This window comes from Bacillus cereus group sp. N21, assembly GCF_016483395.1.
GTDB lineage: Bacteria > Bacillota > Bacilli > Bacillales > Bacillaceae_G > Bacillus_A > Bacillus_A pseudomycoides.
The window spans coordinates 17266-34346 of sequence record NZ_JAEHBX010000037.1 but is presented as its reverse complement, the minus strand read 5'-3'; the positions used below and the strand labels follow the sequence as shown (position 1 = coordinate 34346).

Sequence of the window (17081 nt, the reverse complement as noted above, 5' to 3'; positions counted from 1 at the left end):
TTTTAATACGACGTGACATAATACCAATTTTTCTCGATTTTTGTGATTTCTTTATATTCGCTATTAAAATCATTTTTGTTTGGTTTTATATCATTTGGTGTGTAAATAAACCCTGAAAAGTTATCTAATATACCACGATAAGTAAAAAAGAAAACTAAGGTACCATTTTTATTATGCTGTATAAGTACATCTCCACCGCCTTTTGAAGTAGCTGCAAATCGTTCAGGTAAATGAATTTGGCTACTATCATGATTAATATTAGGAGTTAACTCTTTGCGATTTATAAGTTCTACAACTTCTTTACGGTTTTCTTTGTAGAATATAAAATCTAGTTTTAGATAGATTAGTGTAAATGGTGTACATAGCCAAATAACTATTATCGTTATTTGAATAATAAAAGGTTTCCAACTTTTATATTTGATAACATGTATAATCGTAAGGATTAACATTACGAAAAACCATCCGTGAATTGCTATTGATAAAAACGGCATAGCAAATGGTGTAAGAAATTCTACTAAATACCATTGAAAAAAATGATAGAAAATAAGAATGAGACCACTTGTTATTGTAATTTTTGTTAAGTTTTTATTCATATTCTGTATGTCCTTTCCATCCTGAAAAACATATCGTTTTAGTGGGAATGTTACGAATTATTGTATTTCTATTATATTATAAATTAAATATGTAGTGCAACAAAGGATAGATAAGGCATAAATGTTTTTGCCTTATCTATCCTTTTCTTGGTTTTATATAATGTGCAATATGTTAATTTACGAGTCTTTTTTGAAAAGTTTAAAATTCTAAAAATATAAAAGGATAAATTCGATATTTATAGAATTTAAATTAATAACAAAATAAGGAGGGATACAATGGAAGTATTGAATTTGACAAGTAGAGAAAAGGAGACATATGACGTTCAAATCAAGTATTCATTACTGTTTGAGTGTGCGCTCGGGATTGCGGCGATCACTCATAAAAGGCTGATTGATACGTTAGAAAAATCTCAAAGTGAGTGGGAGGAGATAAGACAATCATTATCAGCGGAAATGATAGAGCAGTTACATTTCGTGGAGAAACATAACACGTGGAAAGCGTTGTTACAACTATTATATCAAGAAGATTTTACGAATTTACCTGAGTTTATCCAGTATGTAACTACGTTATCAGAAGAAGATTTAAAGTATATATGCATTCCATTTGTCGGCTATACATATCAAGAAAAAAGAAGGAAGGCAGCAAATGGAGAGATGAAAGCAGTTCAGGACTTAAAAGAGTTAACAAGTAGCAATCCATTTTTCCCTGCTTACATTGATTTCATATGTAAAGTGGATATAAAAATGCTTAAAGAGCATTTCATTGCAGTGATGACAGGCTGGTATGAAGCTATTATTGAACCGGAAGCAGAAAAGCTATCACTTATACTAAAACAAGACTATGAAACGAAATGTAAAATGAACGAAAAGATGAAGGCCGAAGAATTTGTTGAATGGGCAACAGGCGGTGTTACCTATTCTCCAGAGCCAAGTGTACATCATGTTCTTCTTATTCCACAATACACGTATCGACCTTGGAATATCGAAGCAGATATAGAAGATACAAAAATATTTCATTATCCAATCGCAAATGAAAGTATACATCCAGAAGATCCATATCAGCCAAGTTATTTTTTAGTTCATAAACATAAGGCTTTAGGTGATGAAGCAAGATTGAGAATTGTAAAATTGTTATTTGAAAAAGATCGTACATTGCAGGAGATAACGGAACAATTAAATCTTGGGAAGTCAACAATTCATCATCATTTGAAAATTTTAAGATCTGCGAAGTTAGTTGATATTCAAGACGCAAAGTATATTTTGAAAAAGAAAGCATTAGAGGCTATATCGAAAGAGTTGGAATTCTATTTAAATCATTAATTATGAATTTGTACATCCAAAGGTAAAAGATAAAATAATTTTACTTTTATAGAATATGCACAATAGGAGGAGAACTAAAAAGAAAGGTTGGTGCAAGATGGGGAGAAATATTTTAAAAAATCGATCGTTTTTCTTTATGTGGATTGGTAGCGCGATTTCTGAATTAGGCGGTGCATTTGGTACCCTATGTAATTCCATTCTTATTTATCAATTAACGGGCTCGAAAATGGCCTTAGGAAGTATGTGGCTACTTTACTTTATCCCATCGCTTCTTTTACAGCTTGTCATTGGTCCTTTCATTGATAAGTGGAGCCGGAAATGGATTATGATTGTATCTCAGTGGACACGTGGGCTAGCTTTTTTACTCCCTCTATGTATGATAATCATTGGAAATATAGAAACATGGCATATTTTTGTTGTTCAAATCATAGTTGGTCTTATCACGCCACTTTATGTACCAGCCAATCAAGCGATTACACCGACAATTGTATCTAAGGAAGAACTACAAACAGCGAATGCTTATATCGATGGAATGGTTCGTCTTGTGATGTTTTTAGCCCCTGTATTAGGGGGAATTGTTATTGAGTTTATAGGAGTAAAGCTAACATTATTTTTCGTTTGTTTATTTCTATTTATAAGTGGTACTTTACTATTATTTATACAGGAACATAGAGTAGCTCAAACAATTCGTAAAAGTTGGCTAAAACAATCTATTGAGGGATTCACCTATTATTTTAAACAACCCATTATCGTTTGGTTAGGTGTTTTTCTCACATTTGTTCAATTTGGAGTCGGTGTGACGATGGTTATTAATCTTCCATATATAATAGATGAACTCTCAGCAAGTTATGCTGATTATGGATATTTTATGGCTGGTTTTCCCCTTGGGTATGTAATTGGCTCTATACTTGTTGGGAAAGTGCAGTACCATAGTCGGCGTCTTCTCATGCTTGGGGCGCTATTGATAGGAGGAATCACATATATTTCACTAAGCCTAAATCATAGCATCATTTTAGCAGTTATGATTGAAGTTGTAGCGGGCGTATGCATGGCATTTTTTAATGTCCATAACACGAAAATATGTCAACAAATTGTACCAAATGATAGGATGGGGAAGGTATTTTCGGTACGCTTATTTTTAATAAGAGGTGCGATGCCACTAGGTGTTTTAGTTGGAGGAGTATTGAGTGAGGTATGGGGAGTGAGGGCGTTATATGTACTAATTGGATCTATCATATGTGTAACTTCTGTAGCTGGAATGCTACTCCCGTATTTTAAATTTCTCGATGAATCGATTCGAGAAAAATCAGCTTAATAGCCTTGTTGTATAATTTAAATGAAATGTTTCAATTGAAAATAATTATCAAAATCAATTATAATGAAACAATAATAGAATTATTTGCATACAAAGGGAGTGGGATATATGTTTATCGAAACGAAAACAATTACAGTTAAAGAAGGAACTTCAGATCTTGTTGTTCAGCGTTTTTCTGGAGAAGGTATTATTGAAAAATTTGAAGGGTTTATCGACTTAAGTGTTCTTGTTAAAAAGGTGAGAAGAGGGGACGAAGAAGTCGTTGTAATGATTCGCTGGGAATCTGAAGATGCATGGAAAAACTGGGAGACAAGTGAAGAGCATTTAGCTGGGCATAGAGAAAGTCGCGGGAAACCAAAACCAGATCATATTTTGAAATCTGAGCATGCGGTATATTATGTGAAATCATCGAAATCTGCTTATCAGCAGTCTTAATCAAAAAAGGAAATAAATTTTGTGAAATATAAGACATGAAGTGTCATAAAGTTTTTCAATATCAATGTCTTGTTTATAGTATATGAAAAAAGTACGTCACGCATAGTGGTGTACTTTTTTATTTAATTGGTACGTGTAAATGTTTAAGCAAACACAAATAATATAAAACATGTTAATAACAAGAGAGAAAGTCCTTTGGAGACTCAATCTTAACTTGCCGTTGATAGGGTATTACCAGTATTTTTGAAAAGATAAGTTAAGCTAAATAGACATGAAATGATAATTTTATCCACATATAGTGTGAATGTACATATCTCCACATGATACAACCTGTTGGACGGCAATGGTAGATTCTATACAAGGAATTGGATATATAAGCACTTGAAAAAGAGAAGCAATTCGTATGTCAAATGTTAAAAGATTGCATACAAGTATCTTGGGATTTTGATGACAGAACTCTTCCGTATGATTTTTAATAGAAAATGGAACAAAAGAAACTTTTATCTTGTCTATATAAAGGAGTCAATTATAAAACATGAGGAAAGGTGTTTATGCTTATTCAAATAAGCTTGAGGTGTTGAGATGGAACATAAGGTTATTGAAAATTGCAATCATGATGAAATTGATAATGTTATAAGAGAACATTGGCAAGACGTATGGAATTATTCATTCATTATTACAAAAGATACACATTTATCAGATGATATAACGCAAGAGGTATTTATAAAAGTATTTAAAAAGTGGGATTCATTTCGGAATGAGTCCTCTGTTAAGACATGGTTATTAAAAATTACAAGGAATACAGCTTTAAATTATTTAAAGTCCTCCTATTTTAAGAGGATTTCTTTAGTAAGTTTTTTTCGACATGATAAGGAATATCCGTCAGCAGAAAAACAATTTTTACAAAAAGAAACTATGAATGAAGTTTGGGACACCGTATTAAATTTGCCCCAAAAACATCGTGAAGTATTAATACTAGATGCAAAATATGAATTATCTTATGATGAAATTGCTGAAACATTAGGCGTGTCTATTGGAACTGTGAAATCTAGGCTACATCGCGCTCGTGCACGAGTTTCAAAAATATTATCGGAGGATGAATTATGAACAATGATAGAAAGCCGGATTGGTATAAAGAATTAAAAGGTGGGCCTATGAAACAGCCTCAAGACGAAGAGGAATTTATTTATAAAATAAAACAATCTATATACCAAAATAGTGAGGAAGGTTTCCCTAAAATTAGAAGGCCATTTCGTATAAAGACATTCACTGTTGCAGCTGTTCTAGTTTTTACGGCTGTGCTGTTTAACTTTCAACAATTCTGGTTTGGAAAAAATGAACCGCCTGTGCAAAGTAGCACTCAAATTGAAGTTAAGATGAAAGATGAATCTAATCAAGATCAATCACTAAAACAATTTATGGATGAATTAAATCAAAACACAAGCTTAAAAAATAAGAACGATTTATATAGAGTATTAGATGAAGAATTTGTTTTTAAGGGAGAAAAGTATAGTAAAAATGAATGGAAGTTTGATGATGATATTTTTCATGATTTACAAGTAGCTCTTGCAATGGGGGGAGAATTTGTGAATGATACGAAAACATTATATAAGATACCAAGTGGGTTGGCAGAAAGTAACCAAACGAAGCAAGAACGTTATTTATATGCTACTGTTGTTGGTGAAGAAACAAAAATTTTAACTCAACCAAAACACGATTCACGCGTTTTATATCGGGTATCTAACGAAACTGTAAAAGCATGGATTCCGGAGAAAGTGAAGAATGATGGATATATAAAAATAACTACAATGAATGGTTATACTGGCTACGTAAAAGAAGACCATGTATCAATAGATATCCAGTATTCTTTCATTTTTGAAAAACAAAATGATGGTATGTGGAAAATAAAGAGTATAGATTCTATATGGTAAAAGAGAAAGGTTCACTTTATTGAACCTTTCTCTTTATTTTTTATTCTCTTTTTGGAGAGTATCCCACTCCTTTAAAATTTCCGCTGCAGCAAGTGCTGCACTATTTCTTTCAGAATTACCACCAGGAATAATGACAGAAATAGCAATATGCGGATTTTTAGTAGGGGCATATGAAATAAATAGAGAATGATTTATAACTTTCTCTTGTTCATTCGGCGAACCTGTTATTCCCGTTTTACCAGCAACGTCAAAGGGTAAGTTTTTAATTTCTTGTATGTTTTGACTCATTCCACTTTGTAAAACATTCCAGAATCTTGAAGGATAACGATTTGAACTTTCTAAAATTGGTTTAAATTTTTTTGTTTTTTTATCACCGTTTTCCATAATTGCATTCACGATTTGAGGTTTGTATTTGTCCCCTTTATTTGCAAGAGCAGCCGCATATTGAGCGAGTTGTAGAGTAGTGTGTACTTCATTTGCGCCCCAAGAAGCATTCAATAAAGCAGAAATCCCACTTTCAAAATTACTAGATGCATGTAACTTATATTGTCCTTCTTCTTCAAAGGGCAAATCAATCCCAGTTTTGGAGCGAAGACCGAATTGTTTTAAATAACTCGTCCACACGGTTGCCACTTTTTCTAAATTTCCATTATTTTGATTGAATAGTGGAATTGCTACTTTTGCTGTCATAAATGTATTTGATGAGTTAATGATAGCTTGACTCGGTGTAATTTCACCAGTTGGAGTTCCAGCAGCATTGGTGATGTTATTTTGATTATTATACTGAAAGCGACCTTTATCTAAATATGTATCTTGAGGCTGAAAAAGCTTTTCGTTTAACCCAATTAATATAGTAAGCGGTTTTATAGTTGATGCCATATTTACATAGGAATCACCATACTTTAATTTTTGGATTGTTTTATTTTGAGCAAGTAATTGGATGTTTTCTTTTTCAGACGATGATAAAGGTGTATTGAATATATTTGGATCAAAAACTGGCGAGTTAGCCATAGTTAATATTTCTCCTGTTTTAACATCTATCACCACAGCATAACCAGCAGTAGCATCAGGGGTTTTCTGAATTTGGGATCTTAGTGCTTTTTCAGTTTTTTGCTGAAGTTTATAGTCTAGTGCTAGCTGAATATCTTTTCCTCTTTGAGGACTTTGTATGTTCCATAAGAACTTTTTATTTTTTATTTTAAAAGTGAGAGTTTTTCCTGGTTTCCCTTTTAAATCGTTTTCATATTGAAGTTCAATTCCGTTTTTACCACCAGGAACATAATTAGAATCCGAGTTATTTTTTTCATAGTCAACATACCCAATTACTTGTGAAGCAATTTCATGATGTGGATAAACACGTATCCACTCATTTTTTACTTTTATATTTTTGAAGTTGTTTTCGTTTATAAATGCGAATTCTTTATCATTTAAGTTTGCATGTAATCGTATTTCATTTTTATCATGATGTTTACAAGATTTTTGTAATTGTGAATTTATATCATCTACTGAAATCTTATGGTTAAACTTGGATGAAAACTGATTTAGAAAACTTGATATCTTCGCTACTTCTTGATCGGCTGGACAATCAATATTATAGACATAATACAAAGATTTTACTTTTTTATTTGTGGCTAGTATGACTCCATTTTGGTCAATAATTTTTCCTCTTTCAGCTGCAGAAGTTTTGATAGTAAACGAAATAAAACTCGTTTTGAATAAAAACATCAAAATAACTCCTAAAATGAATAAAACTGCTAAAATTATCCACCTCTTTGATTTTTTATGTAACATAAAATCCTCCCTTACCCAGATTCTATTCTATATTAAAATTTATTATTTTTTTTGTAAATGTGGGAACAACTTTATCATTTGGATTGTCTATTAAGTGTAGTAGCGCTTTTAGAGAAGTAAGCTGCTAGGAAAGGAGCAATGAAAATGAAAAAGAAACTGATATTAAAAGTAGGTCTATGTGCAAGTATATTAGGGATTAGCCAATTTGCCAGTTCAATATTTCCAGTACAAGCTGCCGAAAAAGTAGAGCAAATAAAAAATAAAGATCAAGAGAAAGATGTATCCATTTCACAATTGTATCCAAAGGTCTGGATGCATACAAGCATTGGAGTGGTAAATGGAACACGTATTCCTGCAAATGGTTTAATTCTTGAAACGTCTAAAGGACTAGTACTAATTGATACACCTTGGAATGATGATCTTACAGATCAACTGCTTCAAATACTAAAAAAGCAATTTCCTACAAAAGAGGTCACAGAAGCAATTGTGACTCATGCTCATGACGATCGTATAGGAGGAATTAAAACGCTGACTGAAAAAGGCGTCAAGGTACACAGTACGGCTTTAACTGCTGATTTAGCAGAGAAACAAGGTTTTGATAAGCCTCTTGGAGACTTGAAGAAACGCGATAATATGCGATTTGGTGATATAAACGTGGAAACATTTTATCCAGGAAAAGGACATACACAAGATAACATAACAGTATGGTTACCAAAGTATAAAATCCTATTTGGAGGATGTTTAATAAAATCACTAGATACGCAAGAGATTGTACAAACTCCAGGTTCATATGTATCTAATTGGTCAAAGGCAATTAAAAAAGTAGAAAAGAAATACAGCGATATAAATATTATTGTACCAGGACATGGAGATCCCGGAGATAGTCGTTTATTTACTCATACGTTGAACTTGTTAAAAAATAATGAAAATTAATAGGGTGTGACGGCCACGTAATATAGAGGAATAGCCTAATTTTTGTTTTAGATATATTAATAAAAAATAAGGGGAACTGCTTATGATTGAATGCAGTTTCTCTTATTATTTATCCCGCATTAACGGGTAGTAAGCCCTTCGCCTTAAGAGGCAGAGAGAAACGAGGAAGAGAGGTTGGGGATAACTGCCCGTAAAAGCCCGGTTAGTGAGGGCTAACCATCAGTGAGGGATGAAGAAAACGCCCACTGATGGAAGTTTCACTTTATGTAAATAGAGGAACGATTCCATTTTCATCTATTCAATTCATTAATTGAATGAACCGCTACCTTTTAGTTTTCTTTGTATAAAGATCGAATAACACATATGCGTGAATTTGTATATGAAACTGTAATCTGAATGAAACTCATTAAAAAATGGAGGATATATGAAAAAGCAAACAGGAAAGAAGCAGAAGACATCGATATCTATCCGATTAAACATCCTATTTTTCTGCGTATTTATACTATTTTCGGCTATTATTTTTCAGCTAGGAAAAGTACAAATTGTAGATGGAGAGACCTATAAAAATCAAGTAGAAAAAAATGAAAATGCAACAACGAGTATACCAGTTCCCCGTGGGAAAATTTATGATCGAGAAGGGAAACAGGTTGTTGATAATAGAGCACTTCGTACGATTACGTATACAAGATTGAAGGGTGTAAGCTCTGAAGACATTTTAAAAACTGCAAAAGATATTGCAAATATACTTGAAATATCAGAAGAAGAAATAAATAAATTAACGGAAGTAGATAAAAAAGATTTTTGGATGCAATTAAATAAAAAGCGTGCTAAAGCAAAGATCACGAAGCAAGAAGAGGAAAAATTTAGAGAAAAGGGTATAGAAGGGAAAGAGTTAGACAAAAGAATCGAAGAGTTAAGACGAAAACGCATTACAGAAGAAGAATTAGGAGAGCTCACGCCACAAGACTTACAAGTATTAGTTATTAAAAGTAAAATGAGTTCTGGTTATCAAATGACACCACAAGTTATAAAAAAAGACGTGACAGAGCAAGAGTATACGAGGATAAGTGAAAATTTAGCGAAATTTCCAGGGATAGATGCGACAGTTGATTGGGAACGAAACTATGTAAATGGTGATTTATTCCGTTCGGTATTAGGTAATATAACAAGTGCTGAAGAAGGGTTGCCAAAAGAACACTTAGATTCTTATTTGGTCCGCGGATATAATTGGAACGATCGCGTGGGGAAAAGTTATATTGAACAGCGATATGAAGATGTATTACATGGAACAAAAGAAGAAGTTAAAAATAATATTGATAAAGCAGGAAATGTTGTTCAAACGGAAACAGTCTCTAAAGGGAAAAGTGGTAACAATTTAACTTTAACAATTGATATGGAGTTACAAAAGAAAGTAGAAGAAAGTATAGAAAAAAATTTAAAAGCTTTTAAGAGTTCTGAACCATTAATGGATCGTGCTTTTGTTGTCATGATGGATCCAAAAACGGGACAACTTTTATCTATGGCTGGTAAGAGATTTGTAGAAAAAGATGGGAAAGTAGAAGTAGAAGATTTTGCATTAGGTAACATGGTAACTTCTTATGAGTTAGGATCAGCTGTAAAAGGTGCTACTTTATTAACTGGATACCAAACAGGAGCTATACAACCAGGGACTCAATTTTATGATGCACCTATGAAGTTTAAAGGTACGAGAGTTAAAAAATCATGGAATGTATCTGGATTTGGGAATATTAATGATTTAAGAGCTTTACAAGTATCATCTAATGTATACATGTTTCATACAGCGTTACAAATAGCTGGAGTGAATTATGTACCAAATAGTTCATTGGATATTAAACAAGCAGCATTTGATACAATGCGTTATTATTTTAAACAATTTGGTTTAGGGGTTCCAACAGGAATTAATTTACCGAATGAAATAACTGGACAAACAAGACAAAAAGATAGCCAACCTGGATTTTTATTAGATTTTTCTATTGGACAGTATGATACGTATACACCACTACAATTGGCACAATATATTTCAACTATTGCAAATGATGGATACCGAATGCAACCTCAAATTGTCCAAGAGATTCGAGAACAAACAACAAAAAAAGAAGAAATTGGAAAAGTTGTACAATCTATAGAACCTGTTGTGTTAAATCGAGTGGATGTGAAATCGGAATATATTGATCGAGTAAAAGAAGGGTTTAGATGGGTATTTCAAGAAGGCGATGGAACTGGTGTGAAATATTTCCAAAAGGCTCCATATAAACCAGCTGGGAAAACAGGAACAGCTCAAACAGTATATGGAGGAGATAGTAAAATTGGAAGGAATGAGAAGGGAGAACGTATTGAGTGTTACAATTTAACATTAGTTGGATATGCTCCATATGATAATCCGGAAATAGCATTTTCTGTAGTAGTCCCTTGGGTTCACAATGATAAAGGCGGTATTAATTCATTAATTGGAAAGGATATATTAGATATATACTTTGACTTGAAAAAGCAACGTATGAATGGTGAAGCTACTAATATAGTGAATCCTAATCAGTAACAGTAAAATTTAATTCTTTATCGGGAAGGTAATGATTACTAGGATCCAAGTTATATTGTTTATCCAGTTATTCGCGGGCAGTAAGACTCTCACCTCAAATTTCGGCGAAAGCAAACAAGTTTAGGTGGGACTCAATTGTCCGTAAAAGTCTGGTTAGAGCGGGCTTATTAAGGTTGTACTTTATATTAAGAAGCTTTTTGAATAAAAGAATTAAGGTGAATTTGTGGAATAGCAGCTAGTATAGTTGCTATTTCACAGGTTTTTAATAATAGCTTTGTTACCAAGATATAGAACATTATTAAATCTCAGGTTCATATTAATCAGTAGAAAACGAGCGGATGTACACTATTTATAGCAAGTTACTCATGTAAAAAGGATTATAAGAATTATTTAAGCTATTTTGATTTATTTAAAGGAGAAGTTTGAATTGAAAAAAATATGGATACTACTTTTCTTTTGTTTCACATTTATATTGGTAGGATGCAATAAAGGCGAAACTTCAGAACAAGCATTTGAAGTGTATGTAAAATTATGGAATGACAAGAAATTTGCAGATATGTATGATCAACTGTCAAAACACGCAAAAGAATCCATTTCAAAAAAAGAATTTACAGAGAAAAATGAAAAAATTTACGAAGGTATTGATTGGAGTTGAGAATTTAAAAATTAAAAGAGAGAAAGTAAGTAAAGATAAAACGGAAAGTAAGGTCATTCTTTTTACCGTAAGTATGGATACAGCAGGAGGAGAAATTTCTTTTTCACATGAAGCAACACTTGTGAAAGAAAAAGATGGAGATAAGAAGTCTTGGAAAATAAATTGGACCCCAGACTTTATCTTTCCAGGGATGAAAAAAAATTATAAAGTCCGTCTGCAGACAGAGCAAGGAAAACGCGGTGAAATATATGATCGAAATGGAAAAGGGCTTGTAGTGAATGGAAAGGCAACTGAGGTTGGAATTATTCCAGAAAAATTAGGAAATACTGCAACACAAACGAAAGAAATAATAGCGCAATTACTTAATATGTCTATCGAAGAAGTCGATCAGAAGCTTACAGCGAAATGGATTAAACCAGATTCCTATGTACCAATTGGTATTTTACCAGAAGGACGAACACAAAGTGATTATATTTCGTTGGAAGGTGTTTCGTCTCGTCCAGTAAAAGTCCGTACATATCCACTAGGAGAAGCGGCAGCACACTTAACGGGATATATAGGAGAAGTAAATGCAGAAGAGTTAAAATTGCTTCAGAAAAAAGGATATCAAGCGGATGATTTAGTAGGTAAGACAGGATTAGAAAAAGTCTTAGAAAATAAATTGCGCGGTGAAAAGGGTGGACGCGTATTTATGGAAGATGAGAACGGAAAAGAGATTAAAAACTTAGCAAAAACAGAAGCAAGGGATGGAGAGAATGTTACATTAACAATTGATGCCTCAATTCAAGAAAAAATCTATAATGAAATGAAAAATGAAGCAGGATCTAGTGCAGCGATTAATCCAAAGACGGGTGAAACAATTGCCCTTGTAAGTAGTCCAGCTTATAATCCAAATATAATAGTTAGAGGGGCATCAAAAGCGCAACGTGAAGTATGGAATAATGATTTGAAAAATCCAATGATAAACCGTTTCACACAGGCAGTTGTACCAGGATCTGTATTTAAAACAATTACAGGGGCAATTGGTTTGGAAGCAAACGTTATAAATCCAACGGAAGAGTTTAAAATTGAAGGATTAAAGTGGACAAAAGATTCATCATGGGGAAATTATTATGTAACACGTGTGAAAGATGCTAGTCCGATTGATTTCGATAAGGCAATGAAGTACTCTGACAATATTTATTTTGCACAACAAGCTTTAAAAATAGGAAAAGATCAGTATGAAAGCATGCTTAAGAAGTTCGGATTTCATGAAAAATTGCCGATTGAATACGAATTTCCTATGTCAATCATTGCAAAAGATGGGATGAAAAACGATATTCAACTGGCAGATACAGGATACGGTCAAGGACAAGTATTAATGACACCTCTTCATTTAGCTTTAACATATGCACCGATTGTAAATGAAGGGAATATTCCATCTCCACATCTGATACAAAAAGAAGTGAAGAATTGGAAAGAGAATGTGATTTCTAAAGAAAGTCAAAGAGTATTAAAAAGTGCGTTAATAAAAGTAATTAATGATTCCGATGGTGCCGGGAAAATTGCTAGGATTGATGATATGACTCTTGCTGGTAAAACAGGTACGGCAGAACTAAAAGAATCAAAAGAAGCAGATGGAAAAGAACTCGGATGGTTTGCAGCTTTCGATGCAAATGCGCCGGATATGATTGTTACAATGATGATTGAAGATGTGAAAGGAAGAGGGGGTAGTAATGTTCCAGGTGAAAAAATAAAACATATTTTTCAGAAGTGATACTTAGATTTTATCATTAAAAAAGAACCCTTTTAATAAAGAGGGTTCTTTTTTTAGTAAAAATACATTATTTAATCAACTAATTTAATTTTTTACTTCATCATACAACTCTAGCCCTTCTTTCACATTCAAGCCATTTTTGACGATGCCATGAATCGCTTGAATCATCGCAGCTGGATGTTCTGACTGCCAAATATTTCGTCCCATATCAACTCCAATCGCACCCTCTTGCAATGCTTGGTATGTAATTGTTAAAGCGTCTTCGATTGAGTCTAATTTAGGGCCACCTGCAATGACGACTGGGGCAGGGCATGTGCTCGTAATTTTTTCAAATCCTTCGCAGTAATACGTTTTAATAATATCAGCACCCATTTCCACACATACACGCGATGCAAGTGCTAAAAAGCGTGCTTCTCGTTTTTGTAGTTCTTTTGCAACGGCCGTAATACCGAGAACAGGTAAACCGTAATCATGAGCCTCGGAAACTACGTTTGCTAGATTTGAAACAGTTTGTGTTTCATATTCTGAACCGACAAAAACAGATACACCAACTCCGACTACATTTTGCCGCAGTGCTTCTTTAATTGGTGTCACAATGGTCTCGTTTGCTAAATCTTTACCAACGACAGTTGGACCGCCTGAAACACGTAAAACCATTGGTGTTTTGCAGTCTTTAGGAATGCAGGAATTGAGTACACCCCTTGTTAAAAAGAGAGAATCTGTATAGGGAAGTAAGTTTTTTACTGTTTCTAATGGTTGTTCTAATCCATGAATTGGACCTAAAAAGTAACCGTGATCAATTGCTAACATAACTGCTTTTCCATCAGGCAGAATCGTATTTAATCGATTTTGAAATCCCCAAGTCATTGTGAATCACTCCTTCGTTAAATTTGGATTTTCTATTTGTACAGTATCTTTTTCTTGTAAATGTGGTGACTTAATAAAAACAGCTTTAAAGATTTGATCTGAGTGGTTAATAAGATAGTGGGATTCGTGAGGACGAACTTGCAAGACGTCACCTTGTTTTACAGGGACTCTTTCATTATCAATATAAAAATCAATTTCGCCTTCTAAGGCATAAAAAATTTCTTCACATATGGTGTGATAATGATTTTGAAACTCTTGCCCAGGCTGAATGACTACAACGCCAAGGTCAATGTTAGGACCCTTTATTAAATATTTTGGGCCGTTGTTACCAAAGCGATAGGAGAAATCCTCTTCATTTACTTTGAGCATATTGTTCACTCCTTTATGAATGTGTTACAGTGCACCTGGTGCAATCCACATATGTGATGTAAATCCTTCATCCGCTAGCGGGAGTTGTTTTCCATAAACAGATTTCCACGTTTGATAGAAATTTTGATATAATTTATGATTTTCAGCATTCGGTTCATAGGTGCTTTCCCACTTTACAAATTCCTGAGAGATTGTTTCCATAGAGTCATATATTCCGGCACCAACTCCTGCCGCAATTGCTGTTCCTAAGGCGGCCGCTTCTTTTACAACTGGTACTTTAACAGAAATTCCGAGAACATCCGCAACAATTTGGGGCCAGAGCTTGCCTTTGGCAGCACCCCCAGCAAATATCACTTCAGAAGGGAACTTTCCTGTTAATGATTCTATTAATTTTAAATTTCCAAGTGTTATAAATGCAGCATTTTCTTCGAGTGCACGGAACAGTTCTTTCTTTCCGCATTTATTAGCATCTAAGCTTAAATTAATGAAAGAAGGTGCGGCATGGCGCCATGAAATGTAGTTCATTACATTTGAAAATATAGGAATAATGCCATATGATCCGACTGGCACATGTTTTGCTTGTTCCTCTAATAATTCATAAGCATCTACACCTAGTTTAGTAGCAAGTTCTTGTTCTTCTTGGCAAAAAACATCTCGAAACCATCTCATCACAAGCCCGGGGAAAAAAGCGATTGTTTCATATTGCCAAAGTGTAGGGATAGCGTGGCAATTGACGCGAATACGAGCATTTGAATCTGTTTTTGGACTTGTTATATTTACTTCTTGTTGCCAAAAGCTCCCTCCGCAAATAAATGTTTGTTCAGGATGTACGACTCCCGAACCGAGTGAAGCCATCTGGGCATCTCCGCCCCCAGCAACTACCGGTGTTCCTACATGTAAACCTGTTAGTTCTGCACTTTGTTTTGTGATATTACCAATAACTGTCCCCGCTTCATTTACATTTGGAGAAAATGATAAGTTTAGACGACATTGCTCAGCAATCGAATTATCCCAAGTTCTATTTTCTAAATCAAAAATACCAGATGTACATCCATTGGAAGGGTCTATTTGTAATACCCCGCACAATTTATATAAAATCCAATCGTTTAACATTGTAAAGGAATGGATTTTATCATATATATCAGGTTGATGTTTTTGAATCCAAAGTAGCCTAGGCAGAGCGCCAAGTGCAAAAATTTGCCCTGATTTCATATATAAATCTTCTTCAAGATGGGAGCGGATCTGTTTTAATTGACTTACTTCAGAAGAAGCACGGCCATCAACGTTCGCACATGCCCATATTTCTTGCCCACTTTTATCATATAAAACAAATCCTTCGCGCATACTTGTTGCACTAATCCCTTTAATAGAAGAAGGGGATATGTTGCTTTTTTGAAGTACATCTTTTGTGCATTCTTGAACGAGTTTCCAATTCTCTATCACATCAAAATTCATAGAACCAGGATAACGAGAGTCGGGTTTATGAACCCACTCTTTTTGACTCACAGCAAGCTGATTTCCTTGTAAATCGAAAAGGACGGCCCTGATACTACCAGTACCCGCGTCATAAGCTAATAGAGAAGACATTATGATTCACCTTCCTTTCTTAATAGGGAGAGTGCTGTGTCCTCATCGGTAATTAATGTATGAATGAATCTACCTTTTAAGGCTCCGTAAATTGCATCTATTTTTTCTTCACCGCCAGCTACACCGACTACGTGTTTCATCTTTTGAAGAGCTGAAAGAGGTGTGCCAATTAGGCGGTCGTGATGGGGAAGTTCTAGTAATTCTCCATGTGTATTATAAAATTGTCCTAGAATATCTCCGGCACCATTTTGACTTCGTATATAGGTCATTTCACGAAGCGTTAATTTTTCTTCTTTTACAATGGTTGCATCATGAGATAAACCACCAATACCAACTATTGCTGTATTAGCAAGTGAAGCGACATGTAGCATATCTTTAACGGCTGGTTCGGAAAGGATACTTTGTGCCATTTCGGTTGTGGATGCTAAAAATGGCGTAGGAATGATATGAAGTTCGCCTTGCATGTGATTGAGATAGTTTTGTTTTCTAGGAAGGTAATGATTTACACCACCTGTAAGAGTAACGATTGAAAGTTGTATAGATGCTTCAAAATGGATGTTTTCTAACATTTTTGATATCGTTTCCCCCCAACCAATGCCGAGTAAATCTCCTTGTTGTAAATGTGTTTCTACATATTGCGCTGCAGCTTTCCCTAAAGAAGAAGGGGAATTTTCCATTAGCGTAGGGATAATAAAAGAGTCTTTTAAATGAAATCTTTTAATTAGTTCACGTTCAATGCTTAAGCAATGTAAACCCGTACCTTTTACATGAAATGTAACGACACCTTCAGCTCGAGCTTTATCTAATAACCGAACGACCTTATTTCGTGAAATGTGAAGCAAAGAAGCGATTTCCTGCTGCGTTAAATGATCTTTATAGTAATACCAGGCTACTTTTGTTAACAAATTTTCTTCAAAGTTCAACTGTGACATTCTCTTCATCCCTTTCAACAATTGACCGATGCTTAAACAT

The 17081-nt window shown here is 34.1% G+C and carries 12 protein-coding genes and 2 pseudogenes; 8 read left to right on the top strand and 6 right to left on the bottom strand.

Annotated elements, in window-relative coordinates; translation table 11 throughout:
- Nucleotides 1-2 precede the first annotated feature (2 nt).
- Nucleotides 3-593, bottom strand: a complete 591-nt coding sequence (locus JDS96_RS19370; protein ID WP_003198335.1) for a hypothetical protein — start codon at nt 591-593, stop codon at nt 3-5.
- Nucleotides 594-869: 276 nt separating this feature from the next.
- Between JDS96_RS19370 and JDS96_RS19365 the strand changes: the two genes are divergently transcribed.
- The 5 genes from JDS96_RS19365 (at nt 870) to JDS96_RS19345 (ending at nt 5594) form a co-directional block, all read left to right on the top strand.
- On the top strand, nt 870-1913 hold the full coding sequence (locus JDS96_RS19365) for an ArsR/SmtB family transcription factor (protein WP_199667733.1): 1044 nt from the start codon (nt 870-872) through the stop codon (nt 1911-1913).
- A gap of 97 nt (nt 1914-2010) precedes the next feature.
- Nucleotides 2011-3228 carry an MFS transporter gene (locus tag JDS96_RS19360; protein ID WP_199667732.1) on the top strand — a complete coding sequence of 406 codons (1218 nt, stop codon included), beginning with the start codon at nt 2011-2013 and terminating at the stop codon, nt 3226-3228.
- Nucleotides 3229-3336: 108 nt separating this feature from the next.
- Nucleotides 3337-3663: an antibiotic biosynthesis monooxygenase family protein gene (locus JDS96_RS19355; protein WP_003207439.1), complete on the top strand. Its 327-nt coding sequence runs from the start codon at nt 3337-3339 to the stop codon at nt 3661-3663.
- A 582-nt stretch (nt 3664-4245) separates the two neighbouring features.
- Nucleotides 4246-4770: an RNA polymerase sigma factor gene (locus JDS96_RS19350; protein WP_003198341.1), complete on the top strand. Its 525-nt coding sequence runs from the start codon at nt 4246-4248 to the stop codon at nt 4768-4770.
- A complete protein-coding gene (locus JDS96_RS19345; RefSeq protein ID WP_199667731.1) occupies nt 4767-5594 on the top strand; it encodes an SH3 domain-containing protein in 828 nt (275 codons plus the stop codon). Before JDS96_RS19350 ends, JDS96_RS19345 begins: the two co-directional genes overlap by 4 nt.
- Before the next feature lie 11 nt (nt 5595-5605).
- Here JDS96_RS19345 and JDS96_RS19340 read toward each other — a convergent pair.
- Nucleotides 5606-7385, bottom strand: a pseudogene (locus JDS96_RS19340) (peptidoglycan D,D-transpeptidase FtsI family protein).
- A gap of 144 nt (nt 7386-7529) precedes the next feature.
- Between JDS96_RS19340 and bla the strand changes: the two are divergent.
- From bla to JDS96_RS19325, 3 genes and pseudogenes are all read left to right on the top strand, one after another.
- Nucleotides 7530-8318: a subclass B1 metallo-beta-lactamase gene (bla, locus tag JDS96_RS19335; protein WP_199667729.1), complete on the top strand. Its 789-nt coding sequence runs from the start codon at nt 7530-7532 to the stop codon at nt 8316-8318.
- A gap of 424 nt (nt 8319-8742) precedes the next feature.
- Nucleotides 8743-10875 (top strand): peptidoglycan D,D-transpeptidase FtsI family protein, encoded by a 2133-nt coding sequence (locus tag JDS96_RS19330; protein ID WP_199667728.1) that lies wholly within the window; start codon nt 8743-8745, stop codon nt 10873-10875.
- 427 nt (nt 10876-11302) lie between these two features.
- Nucleotides 11303-13286, top strand: a pseudogene (locus JDS96_RS19325) (penicillin-binding transpeptidase domain-containing protein).
- Nucleotides 13287-13370: 84 nt separating this feature from the next.
- On the opposite strand, the gene lsrF reads toward JDS96_RS19325, so the two are convergent.
- The 4 genes from lsrF to JDS96_RS19305 are packed head-to-tail and all read right to left on the bottom strand — an operon-like array spanning nt 13371 to nt 17059.
- Nucleotides 13371-14153 (bottom strand): 3-hydroxy-5-phosphonooxypentane-2,4-dione thiolase, encoded by a 783-nt coding sequence (gene lsrF, locus JDS96_RS19320; RefSeq protein WP_003198352.1) that lies wholly within the window; start codon nt 14151-14153, stop codon nt 13371-13373.
- A gap of 6 nt (nt 14154-14159) precedes the next feature.
- Nucleotides 14160-14522: a cupin domain-containing protein gene (locus JDS96_RS19315; protein ID WP_199667727.1), complete on the bottom strand. Its 363-nt coding sequence runs from the start codon at nt 14520-14522 to the stop codon at nt 14160-14162.
- Between the two features lie 24 nt (nt 14523-14546).
- Complete coding sequence (lsrK, locus tag JDS96_RS19310) at nt 14547-16109, bottom strand: autoinducer-2 kinase (protein WP_199667726.1); 1563 nt, start codon at nt 16107-16109, stop codon at nt 14547-14549.
- Nucleotides 16109-17059 carry a sugar-binding transcriptional regulator gene (locus tag JDS96_RS19305; protein ID WP_026008565.1) on the bottom strand — a complete coding sequence of 317 codons (951 nt, stop codon included), beginning with the start codon at nt 17057-17059 and terminating at the stop codon, nt 16109-16111. The genes lsrK and JDS96_RS19305 overlap by 1 nt, the downstream gene beginning before the upstream one ends.
- Nucleotides 17060-17081 lie beyond the last annotated feature (22 nt).